This window comes from Blastochloris sulfoviridis, assembly GCF_008630065.1.
Classification (GTDB): domain Bacteria; phylum Pseudomonadota; class Alphaproteobacteria; order Rhizobiales; family Xanthobacteraceae; genus Blastochloris; species Blastochloris sulfoviridis.
Map to the genome: position 1 here is coordinate 70468 of NZ_VWPL01000014.1, position 17053 is coordinate 87520.

At 70.1% G+C, this 17053-nt stretch carries 17 protein-coding genes; 12 read left to right on the top strand and 5 right to left on the bottom strand.

Annotated features, from left to right (window positions below):
* Positions 1-221: 221 nt before the first annotated feature.
* The gene (locus F1193_RS09750; RefSeq protein ID WP_150097485.1) at positions 222-773 is read left to right on the top strand and encodes a L,D-transpeptidase; all 552 of its coding nucleotides are present in this window, start codon (positions 222-224) and stop codon (positions 771-773) included.
* 140 nt (positions 774-913) lie between these two features.
* Here F1193_RS09750 and F1193_RS09755 read toward each other — a convergent pair whose 3' ends face one another.
* Both F1193_RS09755 and ftsY read right to left on the bottom strand, forming a co-directional pair.
* Positions 914-1495, bottom strand: a complete 582-nt coding sequence (locus F1193_RS09755) for a septation protein A (protein WP_150097486.1) — start codon at positions 1493-1495, stop codon at positions 914-916.
* A 3-nt stretch (positions 1496-1498) separates the two neighbouring features.
* On the bottom strand, positions 1499-2848 hold the full coding sequence (gene ftsY / locus F1193_RS09760) for a signal recognition particle-docking protein FtsY (RefSeq protein WP_150097487.1): 1350 nt from the start codon (positions 2846-2848) through the stop codon (positions 1499-1501).
* Positions 2849-2899: 51 nt separating this feature from the next.
* Here ftsY and F1193_RS09765 point away from each other — a divergent pair, with 51 nt between their 5' ends.
* On the top strand, positions 2900-3697 hold the full coding sequence (locus tag F1193_RS09765) for an RluA family pseudouridine synthase (protein WP_150097488.1): 798 nt from the start codon (positions 2900-2902) through the stop codon (positions 3695-3697).
* 220 nt (positions 3698-3917) lie between these two features.
* Here the strand turns inward: F1193_RS09765 and mtaB are convergent, their stop codons facing one another.
* Positions 3918-5189 carry a tRNA (N(6)-L-threonylcarbamoyladenosine(37)-C(2))-methylthiotransferase MtaB gene (gene mtaB / locus F1193_RS09770; RefSeq protein WP_150097489.1) on the bottom strand — a complete coding sequence of 424 codons (1272 nt, stop codon included), beginning with the start codon at positions 5187-5189 and terminating at the stop codon, positions 3918-3920.
* The gene (gene dapF, locus F1193_RS09775) at positions 5189-6052 is read right to left on the bottom strand and encodes a diaminopimelate epimerase (RefSeq protein ID WP_150097490.1); all 864 of its coding nucleotides are present in this window, start codon (positions 6050-6052) and stop codon (positions 5189-5191) included. Before dapF ends, mtaB begins: the two co-directional genes overlap by 1 nt.
* On the opposite strand from dapF, the gene F1193_RS09780 reads away from it, so the two are divergent.
* The 6 genes from F1193_RS09780 (at position 5997) to F1193_RS09805 (ending at position 11153) form a co-directional block, all read left to right on the top strand.
* A complete protein-coding gene (locus F1193_RS09780; protein ID WP_150097491.1) occupies positions 5997-6821 on the top strand; it encodes a GyrI-like domain-containing protein in 825 nt (274 codons plus the stop codon). The genes dapF and F1193_RS09780 overlap by 56 nt on opposite strands.
* A 258-nt stretch (positions 6822-7079) precedes the next feature.
* A complete protein-coding gene (locus F1193_RS09785) occupies positions 7080-7550 on the top strand; it encodes a tellurite resistance TerB family protein (protein ID WP_150097492.1) in 471 nt (156 codons plus the stop codon).
* Between the two features lie 256 nt (positions 7551-7806).
* Positions 7807-8613 carry an SDR family NAD(P)-dependent oxidoreductase gene (locus F1193_RS09790; RefSeq protein ID WP_150097493.1) on the top strand — a complete coding sequence of 269 codons (807 nt, stop codon included), beginning with the start codon at positions 7807-7809 and terminating at the stop codon, positions 8611-8613.
* A gap of 468 nt (positions 8614-9081) precedes the next feature.
* Positions 9082-9420, top strand: coding sequence for a DUF190 domain-containing protein (locus F1193_RS09795; RefSeq protein WP_246164272.1), 339 nt, complete (start codon positions 9082-9084; stop codon positions 9418-9420).
* 39 nt (positions 9421-9459) lie between these two features.
* Complete coding sequence (crcB, locus tag F1193_RS09800; RefSeq protein WP_150097495.1) at positions 9460-9843, top strand: fluoride efflux transporter CrcB; 384 nt, start codon at positions 9460-9462, stop codon at positions 9841-9843.
* 140 nt (positions 9844-9983) lie between these two features.
* The gene (locus F1193_RS09805) at positions 9984-11153 is read left to right on the top strand and encodes an SbmA/BacA-like family transporter (protein WP_170263501.1); all 1170 of its coding nucleotides are present in this window, start codon (positions 9984-9986) and stop codon (positions 11151-11153) included.
* Between the two features lie 41 nt (positions 11154-11194).
* Here the strand turns inward: F1193_RS09805 and F1193_RS09810 are convergent, their stop codons facing one another.
* Complete coding sequence (locus F1193_RS09810) at positions 11195-12532, bottom strand: GH1 family beta-glucosidase (RefSeq protein ID WP_150097497.1); 1338 nt, start codon at positions 12530-12532, stop codon at positions 11195-11197.
* Positions 12533-12660: 128 nt separating this feature from the next.
* Between F1193_RS09810 and F1193_RS09815 the strand changes: the two genes are divergently transcribed.
* The 4 genes from F1193_RS09815 to F1193_RS09830 all read left to right on the top strand — a co-directional run bounded on the left by F1193_RS09815 (position 12661) and on the right by F1193_RS09830 (position 16912).
* Positions 12661-14043, top strand: a complete 1383-nt coding sequence (locus F1193_RS09815; protein ID WP_150097498.1) for an agarase — start codon at positions 12661-12663, stop codon at positions 14041-14043.
* A 406-nt stretch (positions 14044-14449) separates the two neighbouring features.
* Positions 14450-14752, top strand: a complete 303-nt coding sequence (locus F1193_RS09820; RefSeq protein WP_150097499.1) for a hypothetical protein — start codon at positions 14450-14452, stop codon at positions 14750-14752.
* A gap of 260 nt (positions 14753-15012) precedes the next feature.
* Complete coding sequence (locus F1193_RS09825; RefSeq protein ID WP_150097500.1) at positions 15013-16293, top strand: glutamate-5-semialdehyde dehydrogenase; 1281 nt, start codon at positions 15013-15015, stop codon at positions 16291-16293.
* Positions 16274-16912, top strand: coding sequence for a nicotinate-nucleotide adenylyltransferase (locus F1193_RS09830; protein ID WP_150097501.1), 639 nt, complete (start codon positions 16274-16276; stop codon positions 16910-16912). The genes F1193_RS09825 and F1193_RS09830 overlap by 20 nt, the downstream gene beginning before the upstream one ends.
* The last annotated feature ends 141 nt before the right edge of the window (positions 16913-17053 follow it).

Consider the following 17053-nt stretch of genomic DNA (forward strand, 5'->3'; position numbering starts at 1 on the left):
AATCGCGGCGCGCTCCACGCGCTGCGATTTTCATTTTGACCGGGACCAGCGGCCAGCGTTTGCTGCCGCTGGCCTGAGTCGCATTTTATTCACCCTGTTTGCAAAAACAGGCGCCCCAACCCCTTGTCAGAGCCCACCTTTCGAAGCGCCGGAAATCGCGTGGCAAAGATTTCCGGCGACCATCCCGCTGCCGGCCGGAGCCGGGGGTGGGAGAGTGCGTGATGGGTTGGGAGTCTTCGGGGCCGGCCGCTGCGCGCCGCGCGGCAGCGGCAGCCGTCGTCGCAATAAGCGTCGTCACAACGGGTCTCGGCGCCGGGCCGGCACTGGCCGCGCGCGAGGTGGTTCCGTTCAAGGCCGAGGCGTTGCCCGGCACCATCGTGGTGAAGACGTCCGAGCGCCGGCTCTATTACGTGGTCGGTGCCGGCCGGGCGATCCGCTATCCGGTGGCGGTGGGCATGGCCGGCCGGCAGTGGACCGGCGCCACCTTCATCGACGGCAAGCATCTGCGCCCAGCGTGGTCGCCGCCGGCCGAGGTCAAGCGCCACAAGCCGTCGCTGCCCAACCTGATCGCGGGCGGCGCGCCCGGCAACCCGATGGGCGCGGCCGCGCTCACCTTGTCGGGCGGCGAATACGCCATCCACGGCACCTCGGCCTCGATGCGCCGCTCGATCGGCTCGGCCGCCTCGTTCGGCTGCATCCGCATGCTGGACGAGGACGTGCTCGACCTCTTTGGCCAGGTCGGCGTCGGCACCCGCGTGGTGGTGGAGCGGTGAGGCGCCTTGACCTGACACTCGTCGCCCCGGACAAGCGGCGCCAGCCGCGCGATCCGGGGCCGTGACCAAGATAGGTACTTTTTCTGCTGACGATCCCGGCTCGGCGCTACGCGCCGTCCGGGATGACAGGATGGGATCGGCTATTTCGGCTTGTCGAGGGCGTAGCGCATCATCAGCGGATACTGCAGCGCGCTGAACACCACGGTGAGCGGCAGGATTCCGAACACCTTGAACGCCACCCAGAAGTCGGTGGTCTGGGTGCGCCAGATCAGCTCGTTGAGGACGGCAAGCACCAGCAGGAACAGCGCCCAGCGCACCGTCAGCTTCTTCCAGCCCTCTTCGGTGAGATTGATCACACCGTCGAACACCAGCGCCAGGAAGGACTTGCGGAACACCAGCCCGACCAGCAGCAGCGAGCCGAACAGCGTGTTGAGGATGGTGGGCTTGAGCTTGATGAACAGGTCGTCCTGCAGCACGATGGTGAGCCCGCCGAACACCAGGACCACCGCCGCCGACACCAGCGGCACCACGGCGAGCCGCCGGGCCAGCACCCAGCTCAGGCCGAGCGCTGCGATCACCGCCACCATGAACACCGCCGTCGCCGTGAAGATGCCGTAGCGGGCATTGGCGAAAAAGAACAAAGCGAGCGGTCCCATCTCGAGCGCGATCTTGAGGGCCGGGTGGAGCGTGGCGCGCTCCGGCTGGACTTCGGCTGTCGTCATCTGTCAGGCCTCCAGACCCACCAACGCACGGGCGAAGTCGCGCGCAGCGAACGGTTCGAGATCGTCGACGCCCTCGCCGACGCCGATGAAGTGAACGGGCAGGCCGAACTTGGCGGCCAGCGCCACGAGAATGCCGCCGCGGGCGGTGCCGTCGAGCTTGGTCATCACCAGCCCGGTGACCCCGGCGGTCCGCTGGAACGCCTCGACCTGCGACAGCGCATTCTGGCCGACAGTGGCGTCCAACACCAGCAGCACGGCGTGGGGCGCGCTCTCGTCCTGCTTCTTCAGTACCCGGATCACTTTTTCGAGTTCGGCCATCAGCGCCGCCTTATTCTGCAGGCGGCCGGCGGTATCGACCATCAGGATGTCTGCGCCCTCCTCGCGCGCCTTGACCAGCGCGTCGAAGGCAAGGCCCGCCGAATCCGCGCCCTGGGCGCCGGACACCACCTCGGCGCCGGTGCGCTCGCCCCACACCTTGAGCTGGTCGATCGCCGCGGCGCGGAAGGTGTCGCCGGCCGCCAGCACCACCTTGCGGCCCTCCGTCGTGAACTTGGCGGCGAGCTTGCCGATGGTGGTGGTCTTGCCCGAGCCGTTGACCCCGACCATCAGCAGCACGAACGGCTTCCTGTCGCCGTCGATGACGAGCGGCTTGGCCGCCGGCTCCAGCACCGCCTCGATCTCGGCGGCCAGCACCGTCTTCACCTCCTCGGGCGAGACGTCGCGCTCGTAACGGTCCTGGCGCAGCGCGCCGGCGATGCGGGCCGCCGTGTCGAGGCCGAGGTCGGCCTGGATCAGCAGATCCTCAAGCTCCTCCAGCGTGCCGGCGTCGAGCTTGCGCTTGGTGAACAGGTCGCCGATGCCGCTCGACAGCGCCGACGCGGTGCGGGCGAGGCCGCCCTTCAGCCGCTGCCACCAGCTCAGCTTGCGCTTCGGAGCCGGCTTGACCTCCGTTGGCTTGACCTCCAGCGGTGCGGGCGGCGCCGGCTCGGGCTCGGGCTCGATGGGCGCGGGCTCGGCTGGGATGGCTTCCGGCGGCAAGGGCTCGCCAGCGACAGGCTCGGCAGCGGCAGGCTCCAGCGCGCCCAGTTCGGCGTCGACACGCTCGGCGTCAACGGGCGCGGCTTCAACGGGCGCGGCTTCGATGGGCGCAGCTTCGGCGGCCTCGGCTTCAACGGGCGCGGCCGGCGCCGGCGCGGGCTCGACCGCCTCCGGCGCGGCCGGGACAGCCTCCGCCGGTTCCAGCTCGCTCGGCGTCGGTTCGGCCGGGGTCGGTTCGGGCTGCTTGGTATCAGTCTCGACCGCCGCACGGCGACCGAACAGGCGTCCGAAGAAGCCGGGCTTGTCTTGAGTCATGTCTGCCTTCGCACGTTGACGGGGGCTCCGCACCTCGATAGCCCGAACCGGATGACGGGAGAAGAGTTGCAGGCGCGGCTGCTCTACCGCGACGCCATGATGCTGGTGCTCGACAAGCCGGCGGGCTTGCCCGTCCATGCCGGCCCCAAGGGCGGCCTGAGCCTGGAGCAGCTGTTCGACGCGCTGCGCTTCGGCCTGCCGCGCGCGCCCGCCCTGGCCCACCGGCTCGACAAGGACACCTCCGGCTGCCTGGTGCTCGGCCGCCACCGCAAGGCGTTGGCGCGGCTCGGCGATCTGTTCAAGGCCGGACGGATCGCCAAGACCTACTGGGCGGTGGTCGAGGGCGGCCCCGAGGACGCCGAGGGGCTGATCGACCTGCCGCTCGCCACCAAGGAGCCCGGCCGCGGCTGGTGGATGAAGGTCGATGCGGCTGGCCTGCCGTCGCAGACCCGCTTCCGGGTGCGCGGCCGGTCGCCGTCAGGATTGGCGTGGCTGGAGCTGGAGCCGCTGACCGGCCGCACCCACCAGCTCCGCGTCCATTGCGCGGCGATGGGCTTCCCGATCCTCGGCGATGCGGTCTACGGCCGGGGAGCATTCTCCGCAAAAGTGGATACCGGTTTTGCGGCAGAGAATGCGACAAACGAAAGAACCGGAGCATTCTCCGCAAAAGTGGGCACCGGTTTTGCGGCAGAGAATGCGACAAACCAAAAAACCTCTGGCCCGCCGATGCACCTCCACGCCCGCGCCATCTCGGTGCCGTTCAAGACCGGCGAGGCGCCCGTCGCCGTCACCGCGCCGGTGCCGGCCCATATGCGCGAAGCCTTGGCGGCCTGCGGCGCCGAGGTTTGATCTATACGGTTTCCGAAATATAAATTCGAAACGACTTCCGCCGGGGCCCTCTTTCCCTCTCCCCTTGCGGGAGAGGGTGCCGAGCGATCATGAGATCGCGAGGCGGGTGAGGGGTAAATTCAAATATAGACACCCCCTCACCCGGCGACGACTTCACTTCGTTCAGTCCTCGCCACCCTCTCCCGCAAGGGGAGAGGGAAGAAAGCTGACCCGCTCAAACTTATATTTCCTGTTCCCCGATCAGCCGCTTGCCGTCATGGCCTGTGATCGTCACCTCGACCAGGGCGCCGGGCGCGGCCGGCGCGGCCAGCCGAACCTGCGTGAACTGCGGCGTGCGGCCGAGCCCGTCGGATTCGACCAGCACCGCGTGGCGGGCGCCGACCTGGCTCTCCAGATGCCGCGTCAGCAGCACCTCGCCCGCCGCCCGCAGCCGCGCCGCCCGCGCCTTGACCGTCTCGCGCTCGACCAAGGGCATGCGCGCCGCCGGGGTGCCGGCGCGGGGCGAGAACGGAAAGACGTGGAGGAAGGTCAGGCCGCAGTCCTCGACATGGCGCAGGGTATTGTCGGCCATCTCGTCGGTCTCGGTCGGGAAGCCGGCGATGAGATCGGCGCCGAACACCATGTCGGGCCGCAAAGACCGCAGCAGGTCGCAGAACGCCACGGCATCGGAGGCGCGGTGGCGGCGCTTCATGCGCTTCAGCACCATGTCGTCGCCGGCCTGCAGCGACAGATGCAGATGCGGCATCAGCCGCGGCTCGCTGGCCAGCGCATCGACGAGGTCGCGGTCGGCCTCGACCGAATCGATGGAGGACAATCTCAGCCGCTGCAGCTCCGGCACGTGCCTGAGGATCGCCTTCACCAGCGTGCCGAGCTTCGGCGCACCGGGCAGGTCGCCGCCATAGGAGGTGAGGTCGACGCCGGTCAGCACCACCTCGGCGTGGCCGGTCTCGACCAGGTGGCGGACGGCGGCGACCGCCTCGCCCATCGCCACCGAGCGCGAGGCGCCGCGGCCATATGGGATGATGCAGAAGGTGCAGCGGTGGTCACAACCATTCTGCACCTGCACGAAGGCGCGGGTGCGGCCGTCGAGCCCGTCGATCAGGTGGGCGGCGGTCTCGCGCACCGCGAAGATGTCGTTGACCGCCACCTTCTCGGTGTCGCCCGCGCCGAGATCGAGCGCGGAGCGGGTGGCGGCCCAGGCACCGGCGTCGGCCTTGTCGCCATTGCCGACGACGCGGGCGACCTCGGGCATGTCGGCGAAGGTGGCGGGCTCGGTCTGGGCGGCGCAGCCGGTGACGACGATGCGCGCGTCCGGATTCTCGCGCTTGAGCCGGCGGATCGATTGCCGCGCCTGGCGCACCGCTTCCGCGGTCACCGCGCAGGTGTTGACGATGACGGCGTCCTTGAGCCCGGCCTCGTCGGCGGCGCGGCGCATCGCCTCCGATTCCACGGTGTTGAGCCGGCAGCCGAAGGTGACGATTTCCACAGGCATCAGGCGGCGGCCTCGAACCAGTGGGGCTCGAAGCGCCCTGCGAACTCGTGCTCGACCGGGCCTGTCATCAGCACGTGGTCGTCGCGCTCGCGCCAATCGATATGGAGGTCGCCGCCGGGCAGCGTCACGGTGGCCGCGCGGCCGGTGCGCCGGGTGCGGGCGGCCGCCACCACCGCCGCGCACGCCGCCGAGCCGCAGGCCAGCGTCAGGCCGGTGCCGCGCTCCCACACCCGCAGGCGGATGTGGCCGCGGTCGATCACTTGCGCCAGCGAGATGTTGGCCCGCTCGGGAAAGATCGGGTGGTTTTCGAGCAGCGGCCCGATTCGCGAGAGGTCGTAGGCCGCAACGTCCTCGACCCAGAAGATGGCGTGCGGGTTGCCCATATTGACCACCGCGGGCGAGTGCAGGATCGGCGCGTCGATCGGCCCGATCTGCAGCTCGATGGCGCGGGTGTCGGCGAACGGCTCGGCCAGCGGGATCTCGTCCCACTTCAGGCGCGGCGGCCCCATGTCGACGGTGATCAGCCCGCCCTCGGCCCGCGTCGCCGGCAGCAGGCCGGCGCGGGTCTCGAACAGCAGCGCGTCCTTGCCGGTTTCGGCAAAAAGAACATCAGCGATACAGCGGGTGCCATTGCCGCAGGCCCCGGATTCGGAGCCGTCCTGGTTGAAGATCCGCACAGAGGCGTCGGTGCCCGGCGTGCGGGCGGGCAGAAGCACCATCATCTGGTCGAACGGCACGCGGGCGGCCACCGCCCGCACCTCGCTGGCCGGGATCTGGACGCGCTCGGCGCGCAGATCAACGACGACGATGGCGTTGCCGGCGCCGTTCATCTTGAAAAAGGGGCGATCAGCCAGGGCGGCCACGACGAACCTCGGGGTGGAGCGCGATGTTTCTATATGGCGGATGACGGCGGCCATTGCGAGTCGCCGGCGCGGCAAGGACCCTGGCGCGCCGCGATCGCATGACGCGCCATCCGGGCATGGTAATGTTGATCATGATGCGGGGGATATCGTCATGAAATCATCGGTGGCGGCCATGCTTGCCGCGCTTTTTCTAAGCACGGGGTCCGGTCTTGCCGAGACGCCGCCATCCGCGCCGGCTGAGGCCGGGCAGCCGGCCGCGCCGCCGCCAACCGCCAACGAGCTGCCCGCTCAGCCGGGCGATCCGTTCGGCGAGGAGGTGGAGTTCGCCGAGCGGCGGATCCTGTCGGTCAGGGGCGGCGCGGGCTGGGAGAACGGCTTCGAGACGCTGCGGCAGGCTTTCGAGACGGTGAAGGTCGGGCTTGCCGAGCGCAAGCTCAAGGCCGACGGCAACCCGGTCGTCGTCTATCTGCGCGCCGACGATGCCGGCTTCGATTTCGAGGCCGGCGTACCGGTCGCCGCGGCGCCGGAGGCTGCGGACGCCCCGGCCGACGACCGGCTCGGCATCCGCAAGACGCCGTCCGGCCGGGCGGTGCGCTTCACCCATCGCGGCGCGTTCGACACCATGGATCGAACCTATGACGCAATGACCAATGTTCTCGACGAAAAGCGCCTCGACGTGACCGACGTCTATGTCGAAGAATACCAGACCGATCCGCTGACCACGCCGCAGGATCAGCTTCGGGTGTTCATCTATGTTTTTCCGAAGTGAGGGACACTTCGGGAGTGAGGGACACTTCGGGCGCGGAGCGGTCCGGCGACGCCGCCGGGGCGGACGTGCGCGGCGAAGCCCGGCCGGCGAGGCCGGATGTCACCGGGGGTTGCCAGAAAGCCCGTTATCGAGCAGGGGCTTGTGGCGGGTGCGTTGCCGGAGGCCCCAAGGGACCGTCCGGACGTTGAGGTGTGAACGTCATCACGGCGCGGTCCCGGCAGGGCTGGCGGCGAGCTGACCAACCGGCAGGGAGCGGCGATGTTGCGGTCATTGGTGCGTCTGGTCAGCCAGCTGGCCGGCGAGGCGGCGGAACCCCAGGAGTTCTCGGATTCCGACTACCGGCTGGCGGCGACGGCGCTGCTCGTCCACCTCGTCTCGGTCGACGGCGACATGAACGAGGCCGAGCGCCAGCGCCTCGCCGAGGTGCTGCGCCAGCGCTTCAGCCTCGACGCCGAGGCCGCCGTCCGGCTGATCGCCGCGGCGATCGACAAGGATCGCGAAGCCGTCGATCTCTACGCCTTCACCTCGGTGCTCAACCGCGCCCTGAACGACGAGGAGCGGCGGCGCGTGGTCGAGATGATGTGGGAGGTGGTCTACGCCGACGGCCGGGTCGACGAGCTGGAGGACAACGTCGTCTGGCGCGCCGCCGACCTGCTGAACGTGCCCTCGCGCGACCGCATCGCCCTCAAGCGGGCGATCGGCGAGACCATGGCGCCGAGCGAGGATTAGAGCATTCTCCGCAAAAGCGGGAACCGGTTTTGCGGTAGAGAATGCGACAACTCAAAGACTTGAGATGGTTTCCGGCAGATCACGCCGGCCGCAGAGCCTCATTCCGGTCGCCGGGTTCCGTCTCAAGCTTGGCTTTCGGCAACGCCGCTTGGCGGATCACCGGGTGATCCGCCGGCGGCGGTATGATATGGCATTCCGGCGAGAGGGCCGAATCTCATAGGCTGCGCGGCGGAGCGGGCGACGGGGGGAGCAGGCCATGCAGCGACAGCCGGTGGTGCTGGTGACGGGCGCCTCGACGGGAATCGGCGCCGCGCTGGCCCGCATTTTCGCCGCCGAGGGCCACCGGTTGGCGCTGGTCGCGCGCTCGGAGGCCGGGCTGGTGGCGCTCGCCGACGCCATCGAGAACACCGGCAAGCCGCGGCCGCTGGTGCTGCCCTATGACCTGACCCGCGCCGAGAGTTCCGGGCTGGTGTCGACCCAGCTCACCGCCAAGGGCTTCGAGCCGGCGATCGTCGTCAACAATGCCGGCTTCGGCCTGGTGGGACAGGCCGGCGCGCTCGACCGCGCCGAGCAGTTGCGGATGATCGACCTCAATGTCCGCGCCCTCACCGACCTCACCTTGCGCTTCCTGCCCAGCGTGATCCGCCACAAGGGCGGCATCCTCAATGTCGCCTCGGTGGCCGGCTTCCTGCCGGGGCCGGGCATGGCGGTCTACTACGCCACCAAGGCCTATGTGGTCTCCTTCACCGAGGCGCTGGCGCAGGAGCTCGCCGGCAGCGGCGCCACGGCGACCGCGCTGTGCCCGGGCCCGGTGCCGACCGGCTTCCAGGACCGCGCCGGCATGTCGCTGGCGGAGATGCCGAAATTCATGACGCTGTCGGCCGAGGAGGTGGCGCGCGCCGGCTATCGCGGCTTCAAGGCGGGGCGGCCGCTGGTGGTGCCGGGCTTCGGCACCAAGATGGCCGCGCTCGCCCGGTTCCTGCCGCGCCACCTCGTGCTGCCGTCCCTGCAGCGCCTGCAGCGCCGCCGCACCACCCCGTCGCGGTCGTTCGCGAGATCCTGAGCCCCCAGGGGAACCCCGTCACCGGAATTCCGGCCGAGCGGGCCAGCGCGCCCCATTGCGGCCGTCGGCGGATTGCATCCTGCGAAGGCTGGTTTGCAGACTGCGACGCCACATGCAGCGGCGCCGCCGCAGCATCCAATATCTTGGGGGCTGGTCTGTCGAGTTAGCTATTGATTGTGGGCGCCCGTTTGGCAAACAGCTTGCTGAACAGATGGCAGGTCGGCATTGGGTCTCGCGTAGCCGACCACCTCGGATGGCGAAGCCTCGGCAACGACCCCTGCCGGGCTTCGCTTCTCCGCGTTCGGTCTCCTGCGATGCTATGATACGGGTTCGCCTGCGGCCGCTTTTCCGCTGCGGGCGGGAGGCTTGGCCATGACCCAGGACACCACCCAGGACACCACCCAGAACACCACCCAGAACACCACCAGCGACACCGCCGGCCACGCCGCGCACATCCCCCGAGATGCCATGCTGCTGCGCATCTTCTTCGGGGAGAATGACCGGTTCGACCACCAGCCGCTGCATGAGGCGATCGTGCTGAAGGCGCGCGAGGCCCGCCTTGCCGGCGCCACCGTGCTGCGCGGGCCGATGGGCTTCGGCCAGTCGAGCTGCCTTCACACCGCCAAGATCCTGCGCCTGTCGTTCGACCTGCCGATGATCGTCGAGATTGTCGACACCGAAGAGAAGATCCGCGCCTTCCTGCCCACGCTCGACGCGATGATGCCGAGCGGCCTGATCACGCTGGAAAAGGTGCAGGTGCTGCAATATGGCCGGGACGGGCTGAAGGAGCGCGCCGGGCTGGCCTGATGCGCCTTGCGTACAACGAACCGGAGTGGATCGGGCGGAATGGAGTGGGTTCTGGTGGCGGTCGGCGGCGCGCTGGGCAGCGTGGCGCGCTATTGGTGCTCCGGCGTGGCGGCCCGGCTGGTGGGCGAGAGCTTCCCCTGGGGCACGCTGGTGGTCAATGTCGTGGGCTCCTTCGCCATCGGCCTCATCGCCGCCTTCGCGCTGCCCGAGGGCCGGCTCTACCTGCCGGCCAGCGTCCGCCTGTTCCTGATGTTCGGCATCTGCGGCGGCTTCACCACCTTCTCCTCGTTCAGCCTGCAGACGCTGAACCTGCTGCGCGAGGGTGAATTCCTGTGGGCGGGTACCTATATCGGCCTGTCGGTGGTGCTGTGCCTGGCCGCCACCTGGGCCGGACTGGCGTTGGGCCTCCTCGCCACCCGCTGACGGCGGGGCTCCCGCCGGTCGGACCGAACCAGCCGCACGAGCCGCCGGCGCATCCGGTTTGTCGCTGCCATTGGCGAATCCGTTACCCACCCGCGGAGAGAATGCTCTAGGGTCGCGCGCCGTTTTCGAGTCGCATGCCAATGTCCGCCCCTCCCGCCGAAACCTGGGCCGAGCGCAAGATTCTCGCCGCCCGCTTCTGGCGCACCGCTTTGTGTTTCTGGCGCGGCCGGCGCGCCTGGTGGGCGTGGAGCCTGTGCGCGGCGCTGCTCGTGCTGGTGCTGGCCCAGCTCGGCGTGCAGATCCTGCTCAATTTCTGGAACGGCGCCTTCTTCGACGCGCTGGAGCGGCGCGACGCCGAGGCGGTGGTGTTCCAGGCCAAGGTGTTCGTGCCGCTGGTGGCGATGTCGGTGACGCTGTCGGCCTTGGCGGTCTACACCCGCATGACGACGCAGCGCATGTGGCGCGCGGCGGTGACCCGCCACGTGGTCGGCTACTGGCTGTCGGACAACCGCTTCCAGCGCATCGGCCACGTCAATTCCGGCTCCGAGAATCCCGAATACCGCATCTCCGAGGACATCCGCCTCGCCACCGACGCCCCGGTCGATCTGGTCATGGCGATGGTCGCCTCGGTGCTGACCGCGCTCACCTTCTTCGGCGTGCTGTGGAGCGTCGGCGGCTCGCTCGACGTCAAGCTGTTCGGCACCACCTGGACCATCCCGGCCTATCTGGTGATCGCGGTCATCATCTATTCCACCCTCTTCACCTCGGTGATGGTGGTGGTCGGCCGCAAGCTGCCCCGGGTCATCGAGCAGAAGAACCAGGCCGAGGCCCGCTTCCGCGCCGCCGCCGACCTGCTGCGCGGCCAGAGCGGGCCGGACCTGGAAGCCGACCCGTGCGAGCGGCGCGCCATCTGGACCGGCATCATCGGCGCGCTGTACCGCTGGCGCGAGCTGGCCTGGCAGCTCACCCAGACCACGCTGGTGCAGCAGTCGAACGTGCTGCTGGCGCCGGTGGTCGGCTGGCTGCTGTGCGTGCCGAAATATCTCTACGGCACCATGACGCTGGGCGAGCTGACCCAGGCGGCGGCCGCCTTCGTCACCGTGCAGGCCGCCTTCAACTGGCTGGTGGACAATTACAACCGCCTCGCCGACTGGCGCTCCTCCGCCCACCGCGTCGCCACGCTCTTGATCGCCATCGACGCCGCGGGGCCGCCCGGCGGCGAGATGGACAACGGCTTCAACGAGGCCGGCGGCGAGAAGGACACGGGCGGCAGCGAGGGCAACGGCGCCCCCGCCAATGGCGCCGGTTGACCCGAACTCCGGCCTGAATGGCCAGGGACCCCCTATGCCGATCACCCCTTGGTCGCGCCGATCAGGTCGGCGAACCAGCCAAACGAGGTCTTGGGCGTGCGCTTGAGCGTCTGATAGTCGATATGGACGATGCCGAAGCGCGAGGCATAGCCGGCGCCCCACTCGAAATTGTCGACCAGCGACCACACGAAATAGCCGCGGATGTCGGCGCCCTCGGCGATCGCCGCCCGCATCGCGCCGATATAGGCGTCGAGATAGGCGACGCGCTCGGGGTCGTGCACCGCGCCGGCCGCATCGGGCGCGTCGTGGCCGCCCATGCCGTTCTCGGTGACATAGACCGGCAGGCGGTACTTATTCGAAGCCTCGACCAGCACGCCGCGGAAGGCGTCGGGCACGATCGGCCAGCCGATCGGCGTCTCGGGCGTGCCCGCGGGCGCCGGCCCGAAGCCGTAGCCCAGCGGCGACCACGGCGCCGCCTGGCAGAAATTGGGCGAATAGTGGTTGAGGCCGAAGAAATCGACCGGCCGGCAGATCCGCGCCATGTCGCCGGGCGCGACATAGGGTTCCATGTCCTCGGCGATCAGCGCCGGGTAGCTGCCGAGAATCTGCGGATCGGGGAAGGCGTCGTTCCAGTGGGCGCCGAACAGCGCCGCCGCCCGCGCGTCGGCTTCCGACTCCGTGGCCGGGATGCACTGCTGGCGGCTGTGGACGCAGCCGATCGACGCGCCGGCAACGTGCGCCCGCACCACGTCCACCGCCGCGCCATGGGCGAGATTGACGTGGTGGGTCGCCCGCCGCAGCGCCGCCGGACCCGAGACGCCCGGCGCGCTGTCGCCCAGGCCGTAGCCGAACAGCGTGAACACCGAGGGCTCGTTGATCGTCACCCAGCGCTTGACCCGGTCGCCATAGCGCCGCGCCACCACCGTGGCGTAGTCGGCGAACCAGCCGGCGCTGTCGCGCACGAGCCAGCCGCCGCGGTCGGCCAGCGCCTGCGGCAGATCCCAATGATAGAGGCACAGCCACGGCTCGATGCCGGCCTCCAGCACCGCGTCGATCAGCCGGTCGTAGAAGGCAAGCCCCGGCTCGTTCGCCGCGCCGCGTCCGTGCGGCAGGATGCGCGGCCACGCCACCGAGAAGCGGTAGGCGGCGATCCCCAGCTCGCGCATCAGCGCGATGTCCTCGGGGTAGCGGTGGTAGTGGTCGCAGGCGACGTCGCCGGTGTCGCGGTTGGCCACCTTGCCCGCCGCGCAGAACGTGTCCCACACGCTCATGCCCCGGCCGTCCTCGCGGGCCGCACCCTCGATCTGGAAGGCGGCGGTCGAGGTGCCCCAGATGAAGTCGCGCGGCACCGGATGGTGGACGTCGGCCCTCAGCGTCATGGTGACCTCCCGTTTCGGCATCGCTCCCGGCGAGACCGTTTCCGGTATCCCGAAGGGATCAACCGCAAACCCGATCACTCTATACCCACGGCCGGCGGCTCACAGCCAAGCTGGAGAACGGACTTGAAATGACCGAGACCTTCACCACGGCCCCGACCCGCTGGGGCGGCCGGCGCGATGGCCGCGTCGCCGCGACCGGCTTCTTTGGCACGGCGTGCCTCGACGGCGTGTGGTGGCTGGTCGACCCCGAGGGCGGCCTTCTCCTGTCGAAGGGCGTGAACAATGTGCGCATCGACCCGGACTTCGCCGGCAACACCGACCGCGTGCCCTATGCCGAGGCCTGCCTGGGAAAGTATGGCAGCGCCAACGCCTGGCGGCAGGCGGCGGCGGCGCGGCTGGCGTCGTGGGGCGTCAACACCGTCGGCGCATGGTCCGACGAAGCGGTGGCCGCGTCCGGCCCCACGCCGCTGGCGCTGACGCCGCTGCTCGATCTCGGCCAGAAGTTCGCCTTCAGCTTCGCCGGCCCGTCGCTGCCGTGGGGCGACGCCTTCCCCGACGTGTTCGACCCCCGCTTCGCGCCGTTCGTGCGCCAGCGCGCCGAGGCCCTGTGCGGGCCGCACCGCGACGACCCGGCCGTGCTCGGCTGGTTCGCCGACAACGAGCTGCGCTGGGGGCCGGACTGGCGCGGCCGCGACGAGCTCTTGACGCTCTTCCTCAAGCTGCCGCCGGGCCGCCCGGGCCGGCAGGCGGCGGTGGCGCACCTGCGCCGCCGCTACCCCGACTTCGCCAGCTTCGACGCCATCTGGCGCACCCGCGCCGGCGCGTTCGAGGCGCTGGAGACGCGCACAGCCCCGGTCGAGCAGCCCTATCCGCGCCCGGCGGTCTATGACCGCGACCCCGCCTTTGAGGCGCGGCTGAACCGGCTCGACCCCGACCGGGCGGCGTTCGTCGCCGACTGCGATGCCTTCGCCGCCGAGATCGCCCGGCGCTATTTCGGCATCACCACCGCCGTGCTGCGCACCGTGGCGCCCAACCATCTGGCGCTCGGCTGCCGCTTCCACTACCCGCCGCAGGCCGAGGTGATCGCCGAGGCCGGCCGCGACCTCGATGTGGTGTCGTTCAACTGCTACGTCGCCGATCCGGTCGCTGCAATTGCCACCTATGCCTCAGCCGGCCGGCCGCTCCTGATCGGCGAGTTCTCGGTGCGCGGCGACGATGCCGGCCTGCCCAATACCCGCGGCGCCGCCCCGCGGGTGGCGACCCAGGCCGAGCGGGCCGCGACCCTGCGGCAGTTCGTGACCGCGGCGCTCAAGCAGCCGGCGCTGGTCGGCTATCACTGGTTCGAGCACGCCGACCAGCCGGCCGAGGGACGCCCGGACGGCGAGAACTCGAACTACGGCACCGTCACCATCCGCGACGACCCCTACCCCGAACTCACCGCTGCGCTGACCGGTCTCAATGCCGAGGCCGAGACGGTCCACCGGACCGCGCCGCCACCGCTCGTCGCCTGAACCGGCCCGACACGGCCGGCGCGGCCAAACGCGCCCGCATTGTGGCAGAAGCTCGTCAGTCGAGTGGGCGGCATTTCAGCATGCGATATGCTGTCGCAAAGTCGCTTTCAGGGTTCACATGGTTGTCACGAAGCATTGAATAGTGAACCTGGGCCGAGCGGGAACGTCCCGGCGCCAGATCGATTGTCCGTGTGTCGCTGACGATGGCGGACGCATTCCTGACAAGTCTTATCTGACAGTCAAGCTTGTATGTCGATCAAGTTGACCTGTCGATCAGGCTCCACTTGCCTATCAAGTTCCGCTTGCAGGTTCCTCTTGTCAGGTCCGCCTGCCAAGTTTCAGCAGTGCGTCAGCAGCGCGTTTCGGTGCCGGAGTCGACCTTCGGCCAGCACTCAGGAGAACCCCAATGAAAAAGCTCATTCTCGGGATGGCGGCGGTTTTGGCGATGTCGGGAGCCGCGTGGGCGGAAGGCGGCGAGTTGCGGGCGCTCGACCTGCCCGGCGAGCCGCCGGGTGCCGGCGCCACGCGCGCCGACCCGGGCGACCTCGGCCCGCCGACCGGGCCGATCAACACCCCCTATTACATCCCCCCGGGATCGGGCCAGCTCTACTGGCCGGACAACGCGCCGCATTCGATGCAGTACGCGCCGATGCCGCGCGAGCGCTTCCCGGGCGACCGGCCGCCGCGCGGCTGGACGCCGGGCTACTGACAACGGCTGACACGAGACCGAGGCATCCCACAGGTCCGTCCGTCGAATGTGGGTCGGCCGGGCGAGCCCGCCAGACGGGGGCTCGCCCGGTGCGTTGTTGGCGGGGCGTCTTGCTGGCGCGTTCTTGAAGGCGCGCGCGGATTTGGGCACCCTCCCGTCGGCGCGCGGCGCGTGGTAGGACAACGTCCCCGCCGGCTCGATGCCGGGCGGGGACGACTTGTTCCAGCCAATCCCGCGACCCGCCAATCCCACGACCCGCCATGACCGCAGTTGCTGCCCGCTCCGACCTTGATGGCCTGATGCTCGACATCGGCGCCCGCGCCCGCACCGCCGCCAAGACCTTGGCGCTGGCGCCGGCCGCGCAGAAGGACGCGGCGCTCGGCGCCATGGCCCAGGCCATCCGCACCGCCACCCCGGACATCCTTGCCGCCAATGCCGAGGACATGGCCCAGGCGCGCGCGAACGGCACCGCCGGCTCCTTCCTCGACCGGCTGGAGCTGACGCCCGCCCGCATCGAGGCGATGGCCGCCGGGCTCGACGTGGTGGCCGGGCTCCCCGACCCCGTCGGCAGCGTGATCGCCGCCTGGACCCGCCCCAACGGCCTCGCCTTCGAGCGGGTGCGGGTGCCGATCGGGGTGGTCGGCGTGATCTATGAGAGCCGGCCGAACGTGACGGCCGATGCCGGCGCGCTGTGCCTCAAGGCCGGCAACGCCGCGATCCTGCGCGGCGGCTCGGAGAGCTTCCGCTCGGCGGCGGCCATCCACCGGGCGCTGGCGCAGGGGCTCAAGGCGGCCGGGCTGCCGGCCGACGCCATCCAGATCGTTCCCACCCGCGACCGCGCCGCGGTCGGCGCCATGCTCGCCGGTCTCGGCGGCGCGATCGACGTCATCGTGCCGCGCGGCGGCAAGGGGCTGGTGGCGCGGGTGCAGGCGGAGGCGCGGGTGCCGGTGTTCGCCCACCTCGAAGGGATCTGCCACGTCTATGTCCACGCCGCGGCCGATCTCGAACTTGCGAAGAACGTGGTGCTGAACGCCAAGATGCGCCGCACCGGCATCTGCGGCGCGGCCGAGACGCTGCTGATCGACCGCGCCGTCGTCGCGACCCACCTCAAGCCGCTCGTCGCCATGCTGCTGGAGGCCGGCTGCGCCGTGCGCGGCGACGAAACGGTGCAGGCGGCCGACCCGCGGGTGACGCCGGCCACTGAGGCCGACTGGTCGACCGAGTATCTCGACGCCATCATCTCGGCCAAGGTGGTGGACGGCATCGACGCCGCCATCGCCCATATCGAGCGCTACGGCTCCCACCACACCGACGCGATCCTCACCGAGGATGCGGCGGCGGCCGAGCGCTTCCTGGCCGAGGTCGATTCGGCGATCGTGCTGGTCAACGCCTCGACCCAGTTCGCCGATGGCGGCGAGTTCGGCTTCGGCGCCGAGATCGGCATCGCCACCGGCAAGCTGCACGCCCGTGGCCCGGTCGGCGTCGAGCAGCTCACCAGCTTCAAGTACAAAGTGCGCGGGCATGGCCAGACCCGGGCGTGAGGGTCCGCCCGTCCGCCTGCCGCCCCACGCGCCGGGCCTGACGATCGGCCTGTTCGGCGGCTCGTTCGATCCGCCCCACGCCGCCCACCGCGCCGCGAGCCTGCTGGCGATGAAGCGGCTGAAGCTCGACCGGGTGTGGTGGCTGGTGACGCCCGGCAACCCGCTGAAGGAGACCACAGGCCTGCCGCCGCTGGCCGACCGGATGGCGGCGGCGCGCGCGCTGGCCCGCCATCCGCGCGTCAATGTCACCGGCTTTGAAGCCGGGATCGGCACCCGCTACAGCTACGACACCATCGCCTGGCTGGTGCGGCGCTGCCCCGGCGTGCGCTTCGTCTGGATCATGGGCGCCGACAATCTCGGCAATTTCCACCGCTGGCAGCGCTGGCGCGCCATCGCCCGGCTGGTCCCCATCGCGGTGGTGGACCGCGGCGGCCATCGCGCGCCCTTCGCCGCGCCGGCCGCCCTCGCTTTGGCGCGCTGGCGCCTGCCGGAGGCGCAGGCCGGCCGCCTGGCGCGGACCGCGCCGCCCGCCTGGGTGTTCCTGCACGGGCTGAAGTCGCCGCTGTCCTCGACCGCGCTGCGGCGGCTGCGAGATCCAGGGGCGGCGACGCGGGGGTAGCGTCTCAGTTCGACTTTGGAGGGCGGCTCGGGCGACTGAACCTTCGCATGTTGTTCAAAGCCTTAGAGCCTGACTCAAAAGCCTACTATCGGGCGAGGCGCCTGACGGCGAGCTGGATGGCGGCGAGGGTGACGAAGGCCT